The sequence below is a fragment of the Nocardiopsis protaetiae genome (assembly GCF_045446735.1).
GTDB lineage: Bacteria > Actinomycetota > Actinomycetes > Streptosporangiales > Streptosporangiaceae > Nocardiopsis > Nocardiopsis protaetiae.
Genome location: NZ_JBJJBV010000179.1, coordinates 1 through 20389 on the forward strand (window position 1 = coordinate 1; position 20389 = coordinate 20389).

A 20389-nucleotide genomic window follows, 5' to 3' on the forward strand; every position below is an offset into this window, starting at 1 on the left:
CTCGCGCACCTGGCCGCCCTGGACTGGGTCCCCCACCGCACCTTCGCCGCCGGTACACGTCCGGCCCGCCCGGCCCGGCTCTCCGCGCCCGCACGCTCGGACCAGCTCGCCGACCGCGCCCAGGACCCGGCCGAACAGGAACGGATCAGGCTCGCCCGGGCGGCGGCCCGGAACCTCCGCGGGCGGACGCGGTGACCGACGAGCGCGGCGGACGGCCGCCCGGGTGGATCGAGGAACTCGACCTCGCCCTCACCATGTACCCGCAGGTCCTCCTCCTGGGCAACGTCCGGGACCGGTACCCCCTGCCCGGGGTGGACGACGACCCCGGCAGCGACCTGGGGCAGCTGCTGCGGTTCCTCTTCGAGCGGCGGGGCTACAGCGGCATGCTCTGGCACGACATCGTCGAGGACGGGATCGGCTGGGCCTGGACCGCGGCGGCCGACGCCGCCGCGGCAGCCGCGGCCGACCCGGGATCCGACCCGAGGCCCGTGGTGGAGCCGCCGGCCAAGGACGTTCGGGACGCAGTGAACGCCGGCGGCGGCCACGCCGCCCAGATGGGCGCGGACACCCGCGCCGGCACCAACTTCCAGCGCCTGCGCTCGGTGATGTCCGCCGTCGCCGGCAACCTCCGGGACCGGCCGGTCGGTTTCGTGCTGCCCTTCGCCGGCCGCCTGGGCGACCCCGGGCAGCACCAGCTGGAGAACACCCGGCTGTTCTTCGCCGCGGCCGAGGCCCTGGCCCACCGCGCCAGCCGCCCGTTCACCCCCGGCGAGGGCCTGCACCCCTACAACACCATCGTGTGGGTCGCCGAACGCCAGGAGGACCTGCCCGCCAGCTTCGCCATGGGCAACGCCCGCATCCGGGTCATCACCATCCCCCGCCCCGACCCCGCCACCCGGGCGCGGGTGGCGGGCATCGCCCTGCGCCGCCTGACGGCCGGGCTGCCGGAGGGGGAGGCGAAACGGCACGTCACCCGGCTGACCCGGCTCACCCACGGCATGGGCCTGCTCGACGTGCAGACCATCGTGCAGCTCGCCGTCGAGCGCGAACTCGGCGCCGACGGCCTGGAGGAGGCCACCCGCCTGTACCGGGTCGGTGTCGTGGACGACCCCTGGTCCGACCCCCGCGTCCTCGCCCAGATCCGGGAGGGCGAGGCCTACCTCAACAGCCGTGTCCTGGGCCAGCGGGACGCCGTGCGCAAGACCATGGACATCTTCATGCGCTCGGCCACCGGCCTCACCGGTGCCCACGCCTCCAGCTCCCCGAACCGGCCCCGGGGTGTGCTCTTCCTCGCCGGACCGACCGGTGTCGGCAAGACCGAGCTGGCCAAGGGCATCGCCGAACTCATCCGGGGCGAGGACGCCGAGCCGATCCGCTTCGACATGAGCGAGTTCGCCTCCGAGCACGCCAGGGAACGCCTCATCGGCGCTCCCCCCGGCTACGTCGGCTTCGAGGCGGGCGGCGAGCTCACCAACGCGGTGCGGTCCGACCCGGTGAGCGTCCTGCTCTTCGACGAGATCGAGAAGGCCGACCCCGGCATCTTCGACCTCTTCCTCCAGATCCTGGAGGACGGCAGGCTCACCGACGGCCGCGGCGCCACCGTCCACTTCACCGAGTGCGTGCTGATCTTCACCTCCAACCTGGGCGTCGCCAAACTCCCCGAGTCGCTGCGCAAGGCCTGGGAGGAGAAGGGGTGGAAGCTCCCCGAGCTCACCCCCGAGGCCGAACCCGAGGTCGTGCGCGAAACGCTCAGGCATGTCTTCAACGCCTACTTCGCCGACGGCATCGGCCGTCCCGAGCTGCTCAACAGGTTCGGGGACGGGTTCGTCGCGATGGACTTCATCACCGACGACGTCGTCGGCGGCATCCTCGACCTCATGCTCGCCTCGGTCGTCAAGCGCGTGGCGAGCAGGCACGGCGCCGTGCTGACCGTGGCGGAGCCGGTCCGGTCGTTCCTGATCGAGAAGTACCGGAACGAGAAGCTGCGGGCCCAGGGCGGGCGCGCGGTCGGCCGCCTCGTGGAGACCCACGTCACCGACCAGCTCGCCCGCGAACTCTTCCTCACCCCGGTCCGGCGCGGCGAACAGATCACCGCGAAGGACGTCGAACTCCCCGCGACGGGACGGCCGCGCCTGGTGATCGAACGGAGCCCGGCGCCATGATCCGCCTGGCACGCAGCCACTTCCCCGTGACGGTCCTGGGCCCGGGCCGCCGCCTGGTCCTGTGGACCCAGGGCTGCTCCTTCGCCTGCCGCGGGTGCATGTCGCGGGACACCTGGGACGCCGGCGCCGGGACACCGGTGCCCGTCGAGCGGATCCTCGACACCTGGCGCCAGGCCTTGGCGGCCGGGGCCACCGGGCTGACCATCAGCGGCGGCGAACCCCTGGAACAGGCACCGGCCATGGCCGACCTGGTCGAGGGCGCCGCCGACGAGCGCGACCGCGCCGAAGCCGAGGCCGACATCCTCCTGTACACCGGCCACGAGCCCCCCGAGCTCGTCGAACGCGCCGCCGAGCCCGCGGTGGCCCGGATCCTGGGCAGGGTGGACGCCCTCATCACCGGGCGCTACCGGGCGGGCCTGCCCACCACCCTGATCTGGCGCGGCTCGGCCAACCAGCTGCTGGTGCCCCGGACGGCGCTGGGCCACCGGCGCTACGCCCGCCACCTCGACCACCGGCCCGAGCGGGCACCGGTCCAGGTCCGGCGGGAGCGGCAGGGCGTCCTGCTCATCGGGGTGCCCCGGAGCGGCCAGCTCACGGCCTGGGAACGGGCCATGGCCGAACAGGGACTGACGGCCGGGGAGGTGTCGTGGCGACCTACCGCTGCCAGGTGACCCCCGACGCGTGCCCGGTGCGCACACGTCCCGGGTACTGCCCGAACCACATGCACCACGAGCTGGTCCCGGACCCCCCGCCCGGGGCGCGGGACGGTGACGGGGCGCAGGCGGCCGGGGAGGAGCCCGAGGGCCTCGGCCATGAGGATTCCGGCGAGGTGCAGCCGCCCCGCTATTGGAGCCTGCGTATCCCCGCGCTGGGGCGCCCCCTGGTCATCCCCGCCGAAGGGCTGCTGGTGGGCCGGGATGCCCCCGCCTTCGCCGATGTGTCCGAGATACACGACCTCATCCCCAACGTCAGCCGTGATCACGCACACCTGGAGTGGCGGGAGGACACGCTGTTCCTGACCGACCGGGGGTCGAGCTTCGGGACCTTCGTCGACGGGCGGCCCCTCACCGAGGGTGTGCCCGTCGAGGTGGGCCCCGACCACCTCATCAGATTCGCCCAAGACGTCAGCGCGCGGATCATCGACGACGACCTGTGACCGCGGGGGCCCGCTCTCCCCTCCCTCCCCTCTTTCTCCCGCCCTGACAGGAGCAGACCGCATGAGTGCCGACACCCCTTCGGCCCCGGGGGAACCGACCGACTACGAGGACGGCCCCGCACCGCCCACCGGGGCGCAGGGCAGTGCGAGCAAGAGCCCGCCCACCCGGGCCCAGGGTTCCGCGGGTCAGAGCCCGCCCACTCGCGCGCGGGGCAGCGCGGGTCAGAGCCCGCCCACCCGGGCCCAGGGTTCCGCGGGTCAGAGCCCGCCCACCCGCGCACAGGGCTCCGCCGGGGAGAGTCCGCCCACCCGGGCCCAGGGCTCCGGCGGGGCGTCCGGAGGGCGCGGGTCCGGACTGCGCGTCTTCCCCACGTGGCTGCTCGACCGCTACACCCCGGTGGAAAGGCTCGGCTCGGGTGCCGAAGGCGTGGTCTGGCGTGTGCGCAGGGCGGGAGAGGCCGAGGGCTCCGGCGAGGAACTGGCGGTCAAGGTCTACTTCCCCTCGTTCGGCGACGTGGACGGGCGCCTCGACCCCGACCTGGAACGACTCCTGACACGCCTGGTCGAGCTCCACGGGCAGGGCCGCACCGAACACGCCCCCCGCATCGACGAGTACGGGTTCGACGAGGACGACGGCCGGGCCTGGATCGCCATGGAGCTGCTCGGGCCGAGCCTGCGCGAGGCCATCGCCCCGGGCCTGGGCCGGGGAGGACTGCCGCGCGACCAGGTCAGGTCCCTGCTCGCCGAGCTCACCGAGCTGCTCGCCTTCTGGCAGGACGCGGACGGCGTCGACCACAACCCGCTCGACCTCAAACCCGACAACATCCTCTTCCGCGGCGGCGCCGGGGGGCGCGCCCTCATCGTGGACTTCGGCGGCGCCCGCAGGAACACCCTCACCCAGTACCGCCTGAACGACTCCCCGCACAACCCCGCCTACGCCGCCCCCGAGCGGATGTACGGCCTGAACAACAAGGAACAGGTCTGGTACGCGCTGGGCCTGATCATGCGGGAGGCGATCACCGGCGAGCAGCTCTTCCTGGACCACTCCGGTGAGCTCGTCGAGGACGGCATGTTGATGTACGGCCGGCTCGTGCACGGAGACCTCACCGGGGAGGAGACCGACGATCCGCGCTGGCAGGACCTCATCGCCGGGCTGCTCACCCGCGAGGAGTGGGCACTGCGCTGGGGAGCCGCGGAGGTCCGGGCCTGGCTGGCCGGCGAGGACCCCGGGGTGCCGGACAGCGTCGAGATCCTGAGCACCGTCTGCCGCAATCCGCGGGAGGTCGCCGCGGTCGTCCAGCAGGCCATGCGCGACGGCAACGGGAGGAGGGTGGTCTCCTGGCTGGCCAAGAACCTCGGGAGCGGGGACGACGAGAACGACAACGGCGACGTGCGCCGACTGCGCCGGTGGGCCGCCCGCGACCCGGAGATGAAGTGGCTGGACGCCCACCTGGAGTACGTCCGGCGCCGTGTCAGGTCCCCTGCTCTGCCCGAGGCCGACGCCGAGCGCCTTCTCGAACTCGCGGCCACCGCGATCGTGATCGCCTTCGACCCGCCGGCCACCCCCTACTACCGGGGGCGGCGGGCCGACGCCGAGGGGCTGGCCGTGCTGGCCGCCTCGGCCGCCCTGGCCGGGGCCGCAAGGACGCCCGGATCAAGGGTCGAGACCGACGCCGACGTGTTCGACGAGATCATCGGCTCCGGGCAGGCCTCGACCGTCCTCAAGGAGGAGGAGATCCCGAGGGTCCTGGCCCGGCACCGGTGCGAGCACCCCGGCGGCTGCCAGGACCCGGGCACCGGGACCTGCCGCCGCATCACGCGTGTCGACGTCTCCGCCCAGGAGGTCCGCTCCCGGGTCGAAGCACGGCTGGCCGAGACGGACCGGGACATCTCGCGCTGGCAGACCGACCACGGCGTGGACGGCCACGTCTCCCAGGGGGCCGGCCCGGCGGCCGTGCTCTGCGAGGCGGTCGCTGTGCTGGCCACCGACACACCCGCGGGCGGCGCCACGGACACCCGGCTGTCCGAGGGGACCGCCGCCCGACACCTCGCCCGGCTCCTTCCCCGGGCGCTGGTGGGGCCGGCCTGGCACCGCAGGGCGGCGCTGCGCGCCCTGCACGAGCGGACGGCCGAGGCGGTCGTCACCGCGCACCTGGTCGCCGAGCGGGCCGTGGCGGCGCGGAGGAAGGTCGGCCAGGGAGCCCGCTCCTACCGCAACACCTGGCCGCGGCGCCTGTGGGCCGCCCTGTTCGGCGCCCTGGCCATCGCCCTGGCCGCGGCCGCGCTGCGCGCCGGTACCGGCACCGACAGCGACACCTTCTGGGGCACCCTGCCCTTCGCGGCCGTCGCGGCCCTGCTCATCGCCTTCTCCCAGCCCCGGGCCGACGACCTCGACGGTCCGGCGCTCACCGTGGCCGTCTGGGTGCTGCCCGCCCGGACGGCCCTGGGCGCCTACCTGTTGCCCGGCTTGACGGTGGGCGGGATGTGGAACGGGATCTGGTGGCCGGTGCCGGAGTGGGCCAGCTGGGTGGTGGACTACCTCTTTCTCCCCGTGGAGCTGCTGCACGCGTTCTTCCTCCCGAACCTGAGGGGGATCTTCCTGGCGCCCTTCCTGGCCCTGCTCTGCCTCCTGTGCGTCCGGGTGTTCCGCCGGATCATGGCCAGGGTCAGGAACTCCCGCATCAGCGAGGACTTCGCGGAGGCGCCCGCCCTGAACCGGCGCCGGTGGGGCGGGCTGGGCCTGGCCCCCGCCGTGGGCCTGTCCCTGTTCTGCGCCCTGGTCCTGGGCGAGACCATCCGGGCACTGACCTTCTCGGACCAGGGAGGGGAAGGGCTGGAGCTCGCGGAGGGGGCCCGGCTGGCGACGGCCCTGCCCACCACCGCCCTACAGGTGGCGGCCGTGGCCGTGGTGGCCGGCGGACTGATCGGTCTGGCACCGAAGGCGTGGCGGGGGTGGCTGTGGTTCCTGGGACTGGTCCTCTTCGCCTACGTCGGCCAGGCGACCGAGCCGGTCCTGTTCGGCCAGTGGTGGGAGGCGGTGCGGGTGGTCCCGGGTGGGACCGGCGACGACCTGGCCAGGACGGTCGGCCCCGATGAACGGGGCGTCGTCGAGGGCACCGTGGCGCGGGGGCTCTGGTCCCTGGTGCTGATCATCGCTGCCGGGTTCTACGGCCACAAGCGGGGGTGGGGGACGTGAGCGTCGAGGAGAGCATGACCTTCGGAGAACTCGATGACCTCAGGGACGCGCTGGCGGCGTCGGCGGACGCGGGTGAGGAGGAGCGCGTCCGCCGGGAACTGGTGGACGCCTGCCACACGCTCGCCATGCGGCTCTCGGCGGAACGGCCGGTAGAGGAGGAGGACACGGAGGACGCCGGGGAGGAGGACGCGGCGGAGGGCGCGGCGGAGGATGCCGGAGAAGAGGACCCGGCGTCCCCGGACGGGCGGTCCGCACGGACCCCGCGGATCGAGGCGCTGCTGGAGGAGGCGCTGTCCCACCTGAACCGGCTCATCGAGGGGGTGGCGCCCGAGGGGGAGCCCACCCCCGAGGAGAGGCTCGACCTCACCGGGCTGCTCGCCCTCGCCCTGGAGGTGCACGGCGACCTGGAGGAGGTGCGACCGGCCCGGGACCGCGAGGCCCGGCGGGCGGACCTGGACGCGGCCGTCGCGGCCGGGGAGCGCTTCAAGACCGAGGTGGTGCCGCTGCTGCCCTGGTTCGACGGGGAGCAGTGGTCGGAGACGGTCGACAGCTGGTTCCTCCTGGGTGACGCCTTGCTCCGCCGCTCCCGATTGGCGGTGGAACAGGACCCCGTTCCGCCCGATGCCCTGCCCGACGCCCTGTACGACGCCTCGTCGGCGATCGCGGCCTTCGAGGAGGTCGTCGAGTGGGAGCGGCTCGCGTTCGGCGGCCCCGACGCGTTGAAGGTGTCCGATCTGGGTGATGCCCTGGGCCACCGGTACCACCTGCGCCGGACGGCCGGTGACGAGGAGGCGGCCCGTCTCGACCTGGACCGCGCCCTGGAACATCTGGCCGGGGCATCCCGGACCGTGGACCCGGAGGGCGGCCACCCGGCCGCGGCCGTGGCCTCGGTGCTGAGGACGGCGGCCCTCCTGCACGGGGAGCGTGCCGGCCTGGCCGGTAGGGACACCGATCAGGGCCGGGCGGACCTGGAGGCCGCCGCGGCCCGCTACCGGGAGCTCCTCGACCTCGTCCGCCGTTACTCCTGGCGGCGGCCCGCGGACATCGAGGCCTGGGTCCTGGGGGACCTCGTCGACTGCCTCTGTGACCTCGCCGCGCACGGCGAGGGCGTCGGCCACCTGCTGGAACTGCTCGTCCACCTGCGCGACGTGCTGCGGTCGTCCGCCTCGGCCCTGGACACCGACCGGCGCGACACGGCGATCGGACTCGTGATGGAGGTGTGCAACGAGTTCCTCCAGCGGGAGGACGGGAACGCGCCGGACCTGACCGCGGAGATGGCCGACCGGGCGGTCGAGGTGGTGGAGGAGATCCTCACCCTCCCGGGGGTGGCGGAAGAGGCCCGCAGACGCGAGGAGCTGGAGCTCTTCCTGGCCGGCCTCCTCGTGGGACGGATCCAGATCGTGCCCAAGGAGCAGGGCCGGGGCAGGGAGGACGCGCTCCGAGCGGCCGGGCTCCTGCGGCCGCTGACCGCCTCGGCCGAGTCGCGCACGCGCGCCGGTGCCATCCTGTTCCTCGGGATGACCACCATGTTCGGCTTCCACACGCGGGTCTTCGGGGAGGAGGACGTCGACCTGGCCCTCTCCCTGTTCGAGGACCTGCCGGCGGAGCACCGGGAGGCGGCGGGGACCCTGGGGACGCTGATCCGCACGGGGCTGCTGATGATCAAGGAGTCGCTGGGGACGGGCGGTTCCCACCTGGACAAGGTCATCGCCGGGTTGCAGGGGGTCCCCGACGACGCGCCGGACGAGGAGTACTTCATGGCGCTCCACTCCCTCGGCGAGATGCTCTCCCTGCGGTACTTCCACAGCGGTGACCTCGCCGACGCCGAGAACGCCTATGCCACCGTGCTGCGCCAGCTCGACCTGATCCAGCGGCACCCCGAGATCCGCGCCTGGCTCGCCCCCGGCGGACTCCTGCACCTGCGCGTCCGGGGCCAGTTCATCGGCGCCGCCCTGTCCCAGGGGCAGGGGCTGGGCTGGCCCGACATCCCCGAGCAATGGGCGCGGGAGATCGCCGAGGAGGCGCGCGCCCTCGACCCGATCCACCCCCATCGGGGGGTCGTGCTCGGCGATCTGGGCCTGCTGCTCTTCCTCGCCGAGGGGGGCGACTCCGGGCGCGTCCTGGGCGAAGGGGCGGGGTTCGACCTGCTCATGGAGGCCGCACGGACCGGATCGGGCAGCTCCGAGGCGCATGAGGACCTCGCGAGGCTTCGGGCCGCCGGTGCCGTCCTCGCCGTGGTGATGGCCTCCCGAGAGCGCGCCGCCGCGACCGCCCGGGTCACCCCCGAGCTGCTCACCGAGGTCATGGGGTGGCTGGAGGGGATCATCGCCCGTGATCCGGGGATGGTCACCCTCCGGGCGCGCGCCCTGCTGGCGGAGTTCGCCCACGAGAGGTTCGTCCGGGCGCGGAGCTACCAGGACCTGGCCACCGCCGACCGGGAACTGGGGCGGATCTGCGAGGAGATCGACCCCGCCCACCCCCTGGCCGCGGAGCTGTGGTGGCGCTCGGCCGCCGTGGCGCAGGCGACCGGGCACCTGCTGGGCTCCGACCGGATCCGCCGGGCCGAGAACCGCTCCCTCGAAGCGCTGGTCCACCGGACGTGGATGCAGCCGGGGACGGAGCAGGCGCTGGCCCCCGCCCGGCAGGCCGCCGCCCGGGCCGCACGGGCGGCCCACCGGGAACTGTGCTTCCCGGGTGCGGACCCCGCCCACGCCCTGGGGGTGCTGGAGGCCGGCCGGGGGCTGCTGCTCCAGGTGGCCACCGGCGACACCGGCCTGACGGAGATCCTGCACGCGGTGGGCGAGGGGCCGCTGGCCGAGGAGTGGGCCGCCCATCTCGCCGCGTGGGGGCCCGGGGCGGAGGGGGCTGTTGGCGCTGGGGGTTCGGGCGGTCCTGGGGGCGTCGGCGGCCCTGAGGGCGTCGGTGGTTCTGAGGACCCGGGCGGCGCTGAGGGCGCCAGCGGTGTCGGCGGGGCCGGCGGCGCGGGCGGGGCCGACGTCGCGAGCGAGGCCGTCGGCGCGGGGATGCCCGGTGGCCCGGGGCTGACCGGGGCGTTCACCCTGGGCACCCGGACCGATGACCTGCGGCACCGGGTCGTGCGGGCCGTGGCGGCCACACCCGCTTTCCGCGAGGCCACGCACCCCCCGGACACCGCCGCGATCTCCCGCGCCCTGCGCCGCCTGGGCCGGGACGCGCTCGTCTTCCTCGTTCCCGCCCCGTCCGCCGGACGCGGGGGCGGCCGGGCCCTGGTGATCACCGCGGACGGAGGGGCGCGCACCGTGGAGCTCCCCGACCTGGTGGAGGGGGCCGAGGCGGTGACCCGGTTCCACCGGGCCCGCGAGGAACTCCGGTGGCAGCAGCCCGGTGACGCCTTGTCCCCGATCCGCCGGGAGGGGTTCCGCGGAGCCCTGGGAGGGGTCCTGGCCTGGGCGCGCGGTGCGATTGCCCCCCTGGCCTCCGACGCCGACCTGTTCGGCGCTGGCCGCGTCCCCCGCCTGGTGCTGTCGGGCGTGGGGGAGATGGCGGCGCTGCCCTGGCACGCCGCGATGCTGGACCGCGCGGTGGTGTCCCACACCGTCACCGCCCGCGGGCTGGTCGAGGCCTCCCTGCGGGCCCCCGCCGACCTCACGGCCGCCCCGGTTCTGGTCCAGGACCCGACGGGGTCGCTGTCCTTCTCCGGGCCCGAGGTGCTGGCGCTCATCCGGGACTTCTACCCGGGACGGTCCCCGCTGGGGGAGGGCGGTGCCGTTCCCGTGGGGGAGCTCCTGCCCCACCTCGCGGGTCCGCTCCGGGGCGGTGCGTCCATGCTCCACCTGAGCACCCACCTGCTGCTCGGGGCCCTGCCGCAGGAGTCCCGCGTTCCCCTGGGCGGCGAGGACCTGACCGTGGCCCACCTGCTGGCCGCGGTGGGGACGGTGGCGGCCGGGGATCCGGGGGCGTTCGTGGCCCTGATGTCGTGTGCGTCGGACCTGTCCTCCGGGGGACAGGAACAGGCCCTCAGCCTGGCCTCCGCCTTTCTGGTCGCGGGCGCGGCCACCGTCGTCGCCTCCCGGTGGCAGGTGCCCGACGGGCGCACGGCGGTCCTGTCCTACCTCATGCACCACTACCTGGTGCGGGAGGGGCTCGACCCGGCCGGGGCGCTGCACGCGGCGCAGCTGTGCATGGCCGATCCGCGGAACCACCCGCCGCCGGTGGCCGTGCCGGAGGAGTTCGCCTGGCACCCCGACCCGGAGCGGGACGCGGTGTGCTGGGCGGCCTTCACCCACCAGGGGTGGTGACGCGCTTCGACGACCTGGTGCCCCGGCGACCCGGTGACGCACCTGGAAGCCCGGGAAGAGGGGCACGCGGCGGCCGGGTGGGTCAGGCTGCCGCCGCCGGGTCCTCCTGCACGGCCTGAGTGAGCAGGCGGTGGGTCGCACGGCCGGTCGGCTGGGTCAGGCCGCCGCCGCTGGATGCTCCTTTGCGGCTGGCTCCACGGCCGGGGAAGGCGGCCGGTGGGCCGCGTGGTCGGTCGGTAGTCAGGCGGCGGCTAGGTCCTCCTCCGTGGCCGGCCCGCGGTCGGGGAGGACGGTCGGTGGGGCGCGCGGCGGCCGCCCGGTAGGTCAGGCGGCGGCCGCCGGGTCCTCTTCCGTGGCCGGTTCGGGGGCGCGGTGTGCCCCGGCGCCGGGCTCGCGCACCGGAGAGCAGTCCTCCAGCGGGACGCCGGGTTCGGGCACCGAGGGCCGGCGCGGGGTGTCCTCCAGCGGCGGGCGGGGCCGGGGCGGCGCGGGCGGCGTCTCGATGAGCCGGAGGCGGTCGAGCTCGCACTCCAGCCGGACGATCCGCTCGGCCAGGACCAGGGCCGGGGGCAGGCCGCGGGTCGCCTCCACGGCGCGGTCGCGCTCCCGGACACGGAACGCCACCGCCGCGGACGCCTCGGCGAGGCGGTCCGCGGCGGCCTCGTGCTCCCGCAGAGCGGCGGCCAGCGCCGAACGCAGTTCCCGCGCACGGGCCGTCGACCGGGCGATCCGGGCGGCCCGGCGCGCCGCGAACAGACCGGCGGGGGCACGCATCGAGCGCAGCCCCCTCTCCACCCGCTCCAGCGCCCTGCGGGCCCGGCGCGCCTCCGCCTCCCGCATGGCCACCTCCGCCGTGGTCCGCTCCTGGCGGAAGCGGACCCGGTCGACGGCGACCTGTGTCCTGGCCACGCGGTCGCGGGCGCCGGCGTGTTCCCGTGCCGCGGCCAGCAGGACGGTCAGCTCCCCGACCCGGGCGCGCACCCCCGCGCCGAGGCGCTCGGCGATCGCCTCGGGCGGGATCAGCGCCCCGAAGTGCCGGTGCAGGGCGGCCGCCTCGACCGGCTCGATCCGCTCCTGTGGTCCGCCGGGCGCGGGGGCGGGGACGGCGGCGTCGTGCAGCAGCAGGTCCCCGGGCTCCGGCCCCAGGTCGGCGGTGGTGGTGACGTGCACCTTTCCGCCGAGCGCGGCGGCGGCCTCGGCCGGGTGCCAGGGCCCGGTGGAGCCGGGCGGGCGGACGAGGAACCCGGTGGCGCTGGCGGAGTCCCGCCAGCGGTGGCAGGTGAACACGTACTCGTGGGGGTCGGTGCCGTCGCCGTCGCTGTTGCCGCGGCGGATGCGCCGTCCGTCCTGGAGCGGCAGCTCCTCCTCGTCCGTCGCGCGGGCGGCGAGGGCCCTCCGGATCTCGCGGTCGAGGGCGGCGATGAACTCGGCGGAGACGGCGGTTGAGGGGAGGGCGCTCGCGGAAGTCACATGACCCTTTCAGAGAGGAGAGAGTCTCGTTCGTACGGGGGACCCGACGGTAAGGAGTATGCCTGAGGGTTACGACATTCTGTAAGGGTACGGGTACGTAAAGTTCGAAGCCGCCGGTCAGGTGGGTTGTCCGGAATCGGTCGCCCTTTATCGGTAATCCGGAACGCGGTGTGTGGGGGGTGCATCGCCGCAGGTCAGCGCTGTTGACAGTCGGTGGGGGTGAGGGGTGGTTGAGGGGTTGGGGGTGTCGTCCGTGTCCTTGGAGAATTCTCGATTTTCTTGCGCCCGGATCGGCGAAGCGGGCCGCCCGGATCCGGGATATCCGGGAACCTCACGGATGTGAGGTTCGTTCATGTTCATTGCATTTTGCGAGGTCGGGGCGGTGTCGGCTCGGCGGGGCCCGTCCGGTGGGGGCGGGGTCCTCCGGGAGGGCGGCGGGGGTGGGGGTTGCGGCGACGCCGATCCGTGCTAATTTACTTGCATGCACATGCAACCAGTTGTCCCGGCGGTACCGGAGGCTCCGGCGGCTCAGGCGGCTCGGGTGGCTTCGTCCGAAGGCGGTGTGAGCTCCGCCTGGTCCCAGGTGGCCGCGTTCGCCTCGGCGGTCGACGCCGACCTGGACCGGTGGCTCGCGAACACCTACCGGATCGGGCTGACCGAGTTCCGCGCCCTGGCCTTCCTGAGTCGGGAGCAGGCCAAGGAGCTGCGGGTCAACGACCTGGCGCAGCGGGTCGGCCTGAGCCAGAGCTCGGCGACGCGCCTGGTGAGCCGTATGGAGGCCAAGGGCGTGGCGAAGCGCGACGTCTGCCAGGACGACGGGCGCGGTGTCTACGCCGTCATCACCGAACAGGGCGAGGCGCTGCTCGCCGAGGCCCGGGCCCCCTACGAGGAGCGGGTCCACGAGCTCCTCACCAGGGCGGAGGTGCACTTCCCGCACCTGGACGCGCGGGTGCTCGGGCGGGTGCTCGGCGAGATCGGGGCGCTGGTCGCGCCCTGACCCCCGCCGTATTCGCGGGGCGCCTCTAGGGTCCCGCATTGTGCCCCAATAGCTGCATGTACATGCAAATAAGTGTCGCCGGGTCGATCCACCTCCGGAAGAACCCGAAGGACCTGAAGAACCTGAAGAACCCGAGAGGAACACCGTCATGAGCTGGCTCTACCTGGGCATCGCCGTCGTCTTCGAGGTCGCCGTGGGCATCTTCGCGAGCAAGGCGCAGGGCTTCACCAAGCTGTGGTGGACCGTCGCCACCCTCGCCAGCGGCGCGGCCGCCACCTTCTTCCTCAGCCTCGCCCTGCTCACCTTCGACGTCGGCGTCGGCTACGCGATCTGGACCAGCGTCGCCGGGGTCGGGATCGTCGTCATCGGGGCGCTCTTCCTCAGCCAGCGCCTGGACTGGAAGAAGGCCCTCGGCATCGCCGTGGTCATCGGCGGCGTCGTCGGACTCCAGCTCACCGGGGCCGCCTGACCGCACGGCCCACGGCCGCACGATCCGCCCCCACCTCCACCCCCACTTCCACACCACCCCCACCACTCCCCGAGGAGAACAGCAATGAACGCGACGACCGCTTCCCCCGCCACCCACGCCCCCGCCGTTCCCACCACCTCCACCACCTCCACCACTGGCAAGAAGGCCGGACCCTGGCTCATGCTCCTGCTGGCCGGTGTGTTCGAGATCGGCTACGCGCTCAGCGTCGCCGGCAGCGAAGGGTTCACCGTCCTGGCCTGGTCGGCCTCCGCCATCGTCTTCTTCCTGCTGACCCTGTTCTTCCTCAGCGTCGCCCTCAAGGCGATCGACGTCGGCATCGGCTACGCCGTCTGGGCCGGTATCGGCGCCGTCGGCGCCGCGCTCCTGGGCCCGGTCTTCTTCGACGAGGTGCTGACCCCGCTCCGCGCCTTCTGGCTGGCCGTCATCATCGGCGGGGTCGTCTGGCTCAAGCTCTCCGACAGCGTCAAGGCCCGGAACCCCCGGCCGGCGACCGCCTGACGCCCCGCCCCCACAACCCCACGGCCCCGCTCCCGACGCGCACCCCCGCGCCCCGGGAGCGGGGTTTTCACGCTCTCTGTCCTGGATTCCGACCTGCCGATAAGAGCGGCACCTCGCCCGGCGGGCCTTTCGACCCGCCATGTGCGCCCCTAGCCGGCATCGCCCGCGGTCCCACCACACCGCACACGGGGAAGCCCCTGGCCGCCATGCTTTCGCTCCGGTCAGGGACTCACCCTCGGCGGTGACCCGCCGGAGGGACCGGTGCGGTCCCCCCGGCACCGTCACCCCCGGCAGTCCGGGCAGCGGACGGGAGGCCGGCCCCGGCCGGCGTGCGTGAACGGCTCGCCGCAGTCCTTGCAGGTCCGCTCACCCGGGCCCGCGGCACCAGGCTGTTCGGCCGCCTCGCCGGGGCCCGCCCCCAGCTGGGCGTCCCCGGCCGCGCCGCGCGCGGCGGGCGTGTACCGGGGCAGCGTGTGCACGTGGGCCCGGCCCGGCGGCAGGGCCCGCTCGGCCAGGTCCGCGAGGTGGGCGTGGTGGGTGAACACCACCACCTGGAAGCGGTCGGACATCTCGTCCAGGACGCGCAGCGCCGCCGCGCTGCGCTCGTCGTCGAAGGTCATGAACACGTCGTCCACGATGAACGGCATGGTCTGCCCGGCCTCGGCGTAGTGCTCCAGGGAGGCCAGCCGCAGCGCCAGGTACAGCTGGTCGGCGGTGCCCTCGCTCAGCTCCCCGGTGTTCACGAGGTCCCCGTTGCGGCGCTCCACCCGCAGGACGTTGCCGCCGTTCTCGTCCAGGTCCGGGACCAGGCGCGGGAACTCGCCCAGGGTCAGGAACGCGAACAGCTCCTCGGCCCTGCGCAGGACCGGGTCCTGGTGGTGCCTGCGGTACTCCTCCATCCGGTCCAGCAGCATCCGCCGGGCCAGCGTCACCTTGACGTACTCCTCGGCCTGGTCGGCGATCCGCTCGGTGAGGGCGGCCTCCTCCTCGGCCAGCCGGGCCGCCTCGGCGGCGCCGTCGATCCGGGTCAGGGCGCTGTGCGCGTCGGCGAGCCGGGCGGTGGCGCCGTCGCGCCGCCGCCGCACCTGTGCCAGGTCGCGTTCGGCCTGTTCGGCGCGGCCGCCGATCTCGGTGTCGGAGAGGTCGCGCGCCCGCTCTTCGAGGTCGTCGATCTCGCCGTGCCCGGAGAGCTGCTTCTCGGCCTGGCGGAGGCTGCGGCGTTCCTCGTCCGCCTCGCGGGCCCGGTCGATCGCCGCACGCAGCTCGGTTTCGGTGACCGTCCCCGTCTCCGCCAGCAGGGCGTCCAGCTTGGCCTGTGCGGCGTCCCGTGCGGCGCGCGCCTGTGCGAGCTGGGACTCCTGTGACGCGATGGCCTGCGCCAGCTCGTCGCGCCTGTCCGCGGCGGCGGCGTTGGCCTGTGCGTCGCGGTGGAGCTCCTCCAGGGCCAGGACCTGCTCGGCGCGCTCGGGCGGCACCGTGCGGCCGCACGTGTCGAAGACCGCGGCCAGGCGCAGGTCGAACTCCTCGACCTGGTTCCGGGCGAGCTCGGCCTCCCCGTCCTCGGTGCCGGCCAGGTCCCACTCCGCGGCGGCCTCCTCCAGGTGGGTCAGGCCGGTGCGCGCCTCCTCGGGGTCGGTGCCGGCGGCGAAGCCCGCGGCGGTGGCGGCCCGGTCCCAGTCCCGGGACCACTCGGCCTCCTCGTCACCGACCCGCCGCTGTTCCCCGAGCGCCTTCTCCAGGTCCTTCTCCGCGGCCCGGACCAGGGCTTGTGCGGTCGCCCGGTCCTGTGCGGCCTGCCTGCGGCGGTCGATCTCCTCCTGGGCCAGGGCCGTCAGCTGCGGCAGGACCACGAGGGCGGCGGCCCCGGTCCGCGGCCGCACGTCCAGGCACTCCACCGCGGTACCGGCGGCGGTGAGCAGGTCGACGAACTGGCCGGTCAGGGCCAGCACCGACTCCTCCAGCACCGCCAGGGAGCGCCGCCGCCCGTCCCGTTCCCCGTGCAGGGTGCGGAGCTCGTCGAGGCGGTCCAAGGTGTTCCCCGCCGTGTCCGGTGCGGGGGCGGGGAAGGCGGCCGAGGACCACAGCGCCTCCCAGTCCCGCCCCAGCTGCGTCCCCTGGACGGCGAGGGTGTCGAGGTCCTCCTCGCGCTCGTGCAGGTCCTGCTCCAGACCGTGGACCTTGTTCTCCAGGGTGAGGCGGTCGGCGACGGCCTTCGCGGAGTCGCGCAGCCGGTCCGCGAGCCGGTCCGCCTCCTCCAGGGCGTCCTGGAACTCCAGGGCGAGCGCGCTCGCGGTGTCCCCCTCCCGGATCCGCCGCCACAGCCCGTCCCGCTCCCGCCGGGCGAGCCCGAGTTCACCGACGGTGGGCGGGTCCTCCTGGGTGCGCAGCGATTCCAGCTTCGTGCGGGCGCGCTTCAGTTCCCGGGACGCCTTGGCGAGCGCCGACTCCGCGCTCTCCACCGCGGCGGTGTGCCGGGTGACCCGGTCCCGGTGGGCGGAGACCGCCGCCTTGTCCGGCACGGCGGCGGACAGCAGGTCCCGCACCGCGGCCTCGGACCCGTCGCCGAACCCGTCCACCAGGGCGTCGAACCGCGCCGCGGCCCCGGCCTCCTCCTCGTACGCCTGCTCCAGCCTGGCGACGAGGGCGGCGGGGAACTCCGCGACGACGGTCTCCAGGCCGTCCCCGTCCGCGCTCTCGGGAAGGGCCGCCAGGTCGCCGCGGGCGCTGTCCAGCTCCCGGGCCCGGTCCTCGGCCTGGCTCCGGGCGTCGGCGACCCGGGCCCGCAGGCCGGGACGCTCCTTGGCCAGGGCGATGAGGCGTTCGGCGACAGGCGCGGCCACCCGGGGCACCCCGGAGTCGCCGGGTTCGGCGCCGGGGCGCGCCCGCTCCAGGAGTTCCGCGGCGCGGGCGCGGTGCCCCCGGGCCCGGTGGGTGCGCTTCTCCAGGTCCCGGGCGGCCTCGGTGGCCGCCTGCGCCGAGCGGACGAGGGAGTCGGCGTCCTCGCGGACCCTCGACAGCCGGTCGTCGACGTGCAGGTCCAGCAGGTCGGCGCGGTCGGCGTCCAGGGAGCGCTCCAGGCCGATCCGCCGCTGTTCGCTCTGTTCCAGGTCCTTGGCGGCCTCGTTCAGCCGGGCTTCGGCGCCCGGACCGGCCAGCGGGCCCAGATCGGTGATCTCCGCCAAGCGGTCGAGGGCCCGGCGGCGGGTGCGCAGGGAGGGCAGGGCCGACCTCAGGGAGTCCCAGTGGCGGAACTCGGCCTCCGACGCGCCGAGCAGTGCGTCCAGCTCCGCGAGGGACTCCTCGGCGCCGCGCACCTCGTCCTCAAGGCGCAGCAGCTCCCCGGTCTCCGTCGACGCCCGCTCCCGCGCGGCGACGGCCCTGCGGTGCTCGCTCAGCGCGGTGTTCAGCCGGGGGTTGGCGCCGGTGCGCAGGTACAGGTCCCGCCGACGCGCCTCCAGGGCCTTGAGGACGGCGTCCGTGTCCTGCCCGGAGCGGGCCGAGTACAGGGCCCGGCCGATGTCCCCCTCACCCCGGATCAGGTTCTCGCCGCCCCGCTGGAGTTCGCCCAGGGTCAGTGCGAAGACGGTGGTGAAGACCTCCTGCGGGACGCCGTTGAAGAAGCCCAGCAGGTCACCCTCGGGGACGGGGGTCCCGTCGGGCGCGGTCAGCGGGTGCTTGTTCCGCTTGTGCCGGACCACCTCCAGCGTCCGGCCGGAGGCGTCGCCCAGCGTCGCGCCCAGCCTCAGCCTGGACATGCCGTGCAGGAAGCCGTACGGCGTGCGGTGCGGGATGCCGTAGAGCAGCGACCGCAGGGCTTGGAGGGCGGAGGTCTTCCCGGCCTCGTTGGGCCCGTGGACCAGGTGGACCCCGGGGCCCGACAGGTTCAGGGTCAGCTCGGTGAACGGGCCGAAGGCGGCCAGGTCCAGGCGTTCGATCCTCATCGGCTCTCCTCCAGCATCGCCACCAGCAGGTCGGCCGCTCCACCGGCCATGCGCTCGGCCCAGGCGTCCTCCTGGAATGCCGTGCGGACCTCTGCCGGGAGCCTGCCCTGGAGCCCGGTGCGGGTGAGCACCTCCCGCACACGCTCGGGGGCCGCGGCCAGCAGCGCGGCCTCCTCCTGCACGTCCGCGACGAGCCCGGCCAGGTGTTCGGACGCCACCCGGTCGTGGGGGCGCGAGGTGTCGACGCGGACCTTCTCGATCCACACCGACGGGTGGTCCTGGCCGAGCCCCCGGACCTCGGCGGTGAAGTGGTCCCGCCGGGCCAGCAGGGCGGAGTGCGCCTCACTGGCGCCGGCGGCGACCACCCGCACCGCGTCCACGCGGCCGTCCGCGGCATGGTCGGTGACCTGGTCCTGCAACGCCCGGCCGACCAGGCGGCAGGCGTCGTCCAGGTCCAGGGCACCGGCCATGTCCACCCGCACCTCGTGCCAGCGTGCGGCGCTGTCCAGGCTCCGGTGCTCCAGGCCTTCGACGGCGCCCGAACCGTTCACCGTGACCAGGGTGCAGCCCTTGTCGCCGGTCTCACCGGCGTGCCGCCCCTGGGTGTTGCCGGGGAAGACCACGTGGACGCCGTCGCTGTGGACGATGTCCTGTTTGTGGATGTGGCCCAGCGCCCAGTAGTCGTAGCCGTGGTCGACGAGCCGCCCCGGGCTGCACGGGGCGTAGTGGCCGTGTCCGGGGCGCCCGTCCAGCGAGGTGTGCAGCAGGCCCACGTTGAACAGCCCCGGCACCGCCGGGCGGTAGCCCGCGGCGAGGTCGTCGGTCACCTTGGCCTGGGCGAAGCTCTGCCCGTGCACCGCCAGCCCCAGGTCCTCGCGGATGGAGCTGTCGGCGTTCTCGGCCGGGAAGCGGTGCACGTTGTCGGGCAGCGTCAGCTTCATGGTCATCTTGTTCTCGGCGTCGTGGTTGCCCGAGATCATGAAGACCGGGATGTCGGCCTCGCGCAGCCGGCGCATCTGCTGTGTGAAGTACAGGCCGGTGTTGACGTCCCGCCACGACCCGTCGTAGATGTCCCCGGCCAGCAGGACCGCCGTGACCTGCTCCTCCAGGGCCAGGTCGACGAGGTTGTCCACGGCGGTGCGGGTGGCGTTGCGCAGGTGCTCGGCGGGGGCGTCGGAGTAGCGGTCCAGGCCGCGCAGGGGGCTGTCGATGTGCAGGTCTGCGGCATGCAGGAGTTTCACGAGGGGGCTCCTCCTCAGGGGTGGGTTACAGGCTTTCACGGGAGCCCCCGGTTTCACTCCGGTTTCCCGGAATCGCGGGGGCCCGCGGGTGACGGGGTGCCCGGGCGGGGCTCCCCGTCACCGGTCCGGAACGCGGGACGCGCCTATGGATGTCAGGCGACGTCGCCGACGAAGTAGACGGTCTCGCGGACGTAGTCGTCCAGTTCCTCCCAGTCGCTGAGCGTCAGCTCAACCTGAAGGTAGGACTCGTCCTCGGGCAGGGCGCAGCCGTGGCCGGCGGTGGCGGTGCGGCCGTCCATGACGGCGGAGGTGAAGCCGGTGCCGGTGTCGTCGGTGTAGACGTCCTCGGCGGTGCGGCCCTCCTCGCCGACCTGGCAGTACACGGAGAGGTAGGTCAGGTCGACGGGGGCGCCGGTGGCGTTGTCGAACTGGATGTCGAAGTACACGTACGGGGTGTTCTCCGGCAGGTCCCACTCGCCGGTGACGCGGCGCTCGACGCCGTTGAGGCGGACGACGAGGCCGTCGGCGTAGGTGTACTCGGAGCCGAACTCCTCCTCGACCGCGCTGGGGGCCTCCTCCTCGGCGGGCTCGGCGGCCTCCTCCGGGACGGCGGAGTCCTGGGCGGGCTCCAGGTTCACGATCTGGTTCTCGTCGGGCGCGCCGGCGCAGCCGGTGGCCAGGGCGAGCAGGACCAGGGAGAGAAGGCCGCCGAAGGCGGGCTTGAGGCTGTTCACGGGGGATCTCCTCCGTCGAAGGGAAGCGGCGGTCGCGGGCGACCGCGTTCGGATGGGCGGTGCGCCCGGCCCGGGGTCGGGCCGGGGCGCGCCGGCAGAAGCCAGCATGTGCCCCGGGGAGAACAGAAGTGAAGGAAGGCGACCGACAAGGGGGGTTATCAGAATTCCTGTTAACAAGAGGGAGGGTCGGTGCGTCACGGTGTCCCGCGCGCACGCGAGGGGCCGGG

13 protein-coding genes are annotated in these 20389 nt (G+C 74.2%); 9 read left to right on the forward strand and 4 right to left on the reverse strand.

Going from position 1 to position 20389, the window contains the following annotated elements; all coding sequences use genetic code 11:
* The 6 genes from ACJOT3_RS23745 to ACJOT3_RS23770 all read left to right on the forward strand — a co-directional run.
* The coding region (locus ACJOT3_RS23745; protein ID WP_406975312.1) for a hypothetical protein at window positions 1–195 on the forward strand (195 nt) is incomplete at its 5' end.
* The gene (locus tag ACJOT3_RS23750) at window positions 192–2162 is read left to right on the forward strand and encodes an AAA family ATPase (RefSeq protein WP_406975313.1); all 1971 of its coding nucleotides are present in this window, start codon (window positions 192–194) and stop codon (window positions 2160–2162) included. The genes ACJOT3_RS23745 and ACJOT3_RS23750, both read left to right, overlap by 4 nt.
* A complete protein-coding gene (locus ACJOT3_RS23755) occupies window positions 2159–2833 on the forward strand; it encodes a 4Fe-4S single cluster domain-containing protein (protein ID WP_406975314.1) in 675 nt (224 codons plus the stop codon). The genes ACJOT3_RS23750 and ACJOT3_RS23755 overlap by 4 nt, the downstream gene beginning before the upstream one ends.
* Complete coding sequence (locus tag ACJOT3_RS23760; protein ID WP_406975315.1) at window positions 2809–3318, forward strand: FHA domain-containing protein; 510 nt, start codon at window positions 2809–2811, stop codon at window positions 3316–3318. The genes ACJOT3_RS23755 and ACJOT3_RS23760 overlap by 25 nt, the downstream gene beginning before the upstream one ends.
* Window positions 3319–3379: 61 nt before the next feature.
* Window positions 3380–6514, forward strand: a complete 3135-nt coding sequence (locus ACJOT3_RS23765) for a protein kinase domain-containing protein (RefSeq protein ID WP_406975316.1) — start codon at window positions 3380–3382, stop codon at window positions 6512–6514.
* Entirely contained in the window at window positions 6511–10791 is a 4281-nt protein-coding gene (locus tag ACJOT3_RS23770) for a CHAT domain-containing protein (protein ID WP_406975317.1), read from the forward strand. The genes ACJOT3_RS23765 and ACJOT3_RS23770 overlap by 4 nt, the downstream gene beginning before the upstream one ends.
* Window positions 10792–11115: 324 nt before the next feature.
* Here ACJOT3_RS23770 and ACJOT3_RS23775 read toward each other — a convergent pair whose 3' ends face one another.
* Window positions 11116–12261: a hypothetical protein gene (locus ACJOT3_RS23775; protein WP_406975318.1), complete on the reverse strand. Its 1146-nt coding sequence runs from the start codon at window positions 12259–12261 to the stop codon at window positions 11116–11118.
* 562 nt (window positions 12262–12823) lie between these two features.
* On the opposite strand from ACJOT3_RS23775, the gene ACJOT3_RS23780 reads away from it, so the two are divergent.
* From ACJOT3_RS23780 to ACJOT3_RS23790, 3 genes are all read left to right on the forward strand, one after another.
* Window positions 12824–13258, forward strand: coding sequence for a MarR family winged helix-turn-helix transcriptional regulator (locus ACJOT3_RS23780; RefSeq protein ID WP_406975319.1), 435 nt, complete (start codon window positions 12824–12826; stop codon window positions 13256–13258).
* A 148-nt stretch (window positions 13259–13406) separates the two neighbouring features.
* Entirely contained in the window at window positions 13407–13727 is a 321-nt protein-coding gene (locus tag ACJOT3_RS23785) for a DMT family transporter (RefSeq protein WP_406975320.1), read from the forward strand.
* A gap of 84 nt (window positions 13728–13811) precedes the next feature.
* Entirely contained in the window at window positions 13812–14246 is a 435-nt protein-coding gene (locus ACJOT3_RS23790) for a DMT family transporter (protein ID WP_406975321.1), read from the forward strand.
* A gap of 281 nt (window positions 14247–14527) precedes the next feature.
* Here the strand turns inward: ACJOT3_RS23790 and ACJOT3_RS23795 are convergent, their stop codons facing one another.
* From ACJOT3_RS23795 to ACJOT3_RS23805, 3 genes are all read right to left on the reverse strand, one after another.
* A complete protein-coding gene (locus ACJOT3_RS23795; protein WP_406975322.1) occupies window positions 14528–18187 on the reverse strand; it encodes an AAA family ATPase in 3660 nt (1219 codons plus the stop codon).
* Window positions 18184–19428, reverse strand: coding sequence for a metallophosphoesterase family protein (locus tag ACJOT3_RS23800; protein ID WP_406975323.1), 1245 nt, complete (start codon window positions 19426–19428; stop codon window positions 18184–18186). The genes ACJOT3_RS23795 and ACJOT3_RS23800 overlap by 4 nt, the downstream gene beginning before the upstream one ends.
* Before the next feature lie 152 nt (window positions 19429–19580).
* Window positions 19581–20162 (reverse strand): hypothetical protein, encoded by a 582-nt coding sequence (locus ACJOT3_RS23805; RefSeq protein WP_406975324.1) that lies wholly within the window; start codon window positions 20160–20162, stop codon window positions 19581–19583.
* Window positions 20163–20389: the final 227 nt, after the last annotated feature.

Coding starts and splice junctions, on each gene's coding strand:
- ACJOT3_RS23795 (WP_406975322.1), bottom strand. CDS start 18,187: ATGAGGATCGAACGCCTGGACCTGGCCGCCTTCGGCCCGTTCACCGAG.
- ACJOT3_RS23790 (WP_406975321.1), top strand. CDS start 13,812: ATGAACGCGACGACCGCTTCCCCCGCCACCCACGCCCCCGCCGTTCCC.
- ACJOT3_RS23755 (WP_406975314.1), top strand. CDS start 2,159: ATGATCCGCCTGGCACGCAGCCACTTCCCCGTGACGGTCCTGGGCCCG.
- ACJOT3_RS23765 (WP_406975316.1), top strand. CDS start 3,380: ATGAGTGCCGACACCCCTTCGGCCCCGGGGGAACCGACCGACTACGAG.
- ACJOT3_RS23785 (WP_406975320.1), top strand. CDS start 13,407: ATGAGCTGGCTCTACCTGGGCATCGCCGTCGTCTTCGAGGTCGCCGTG.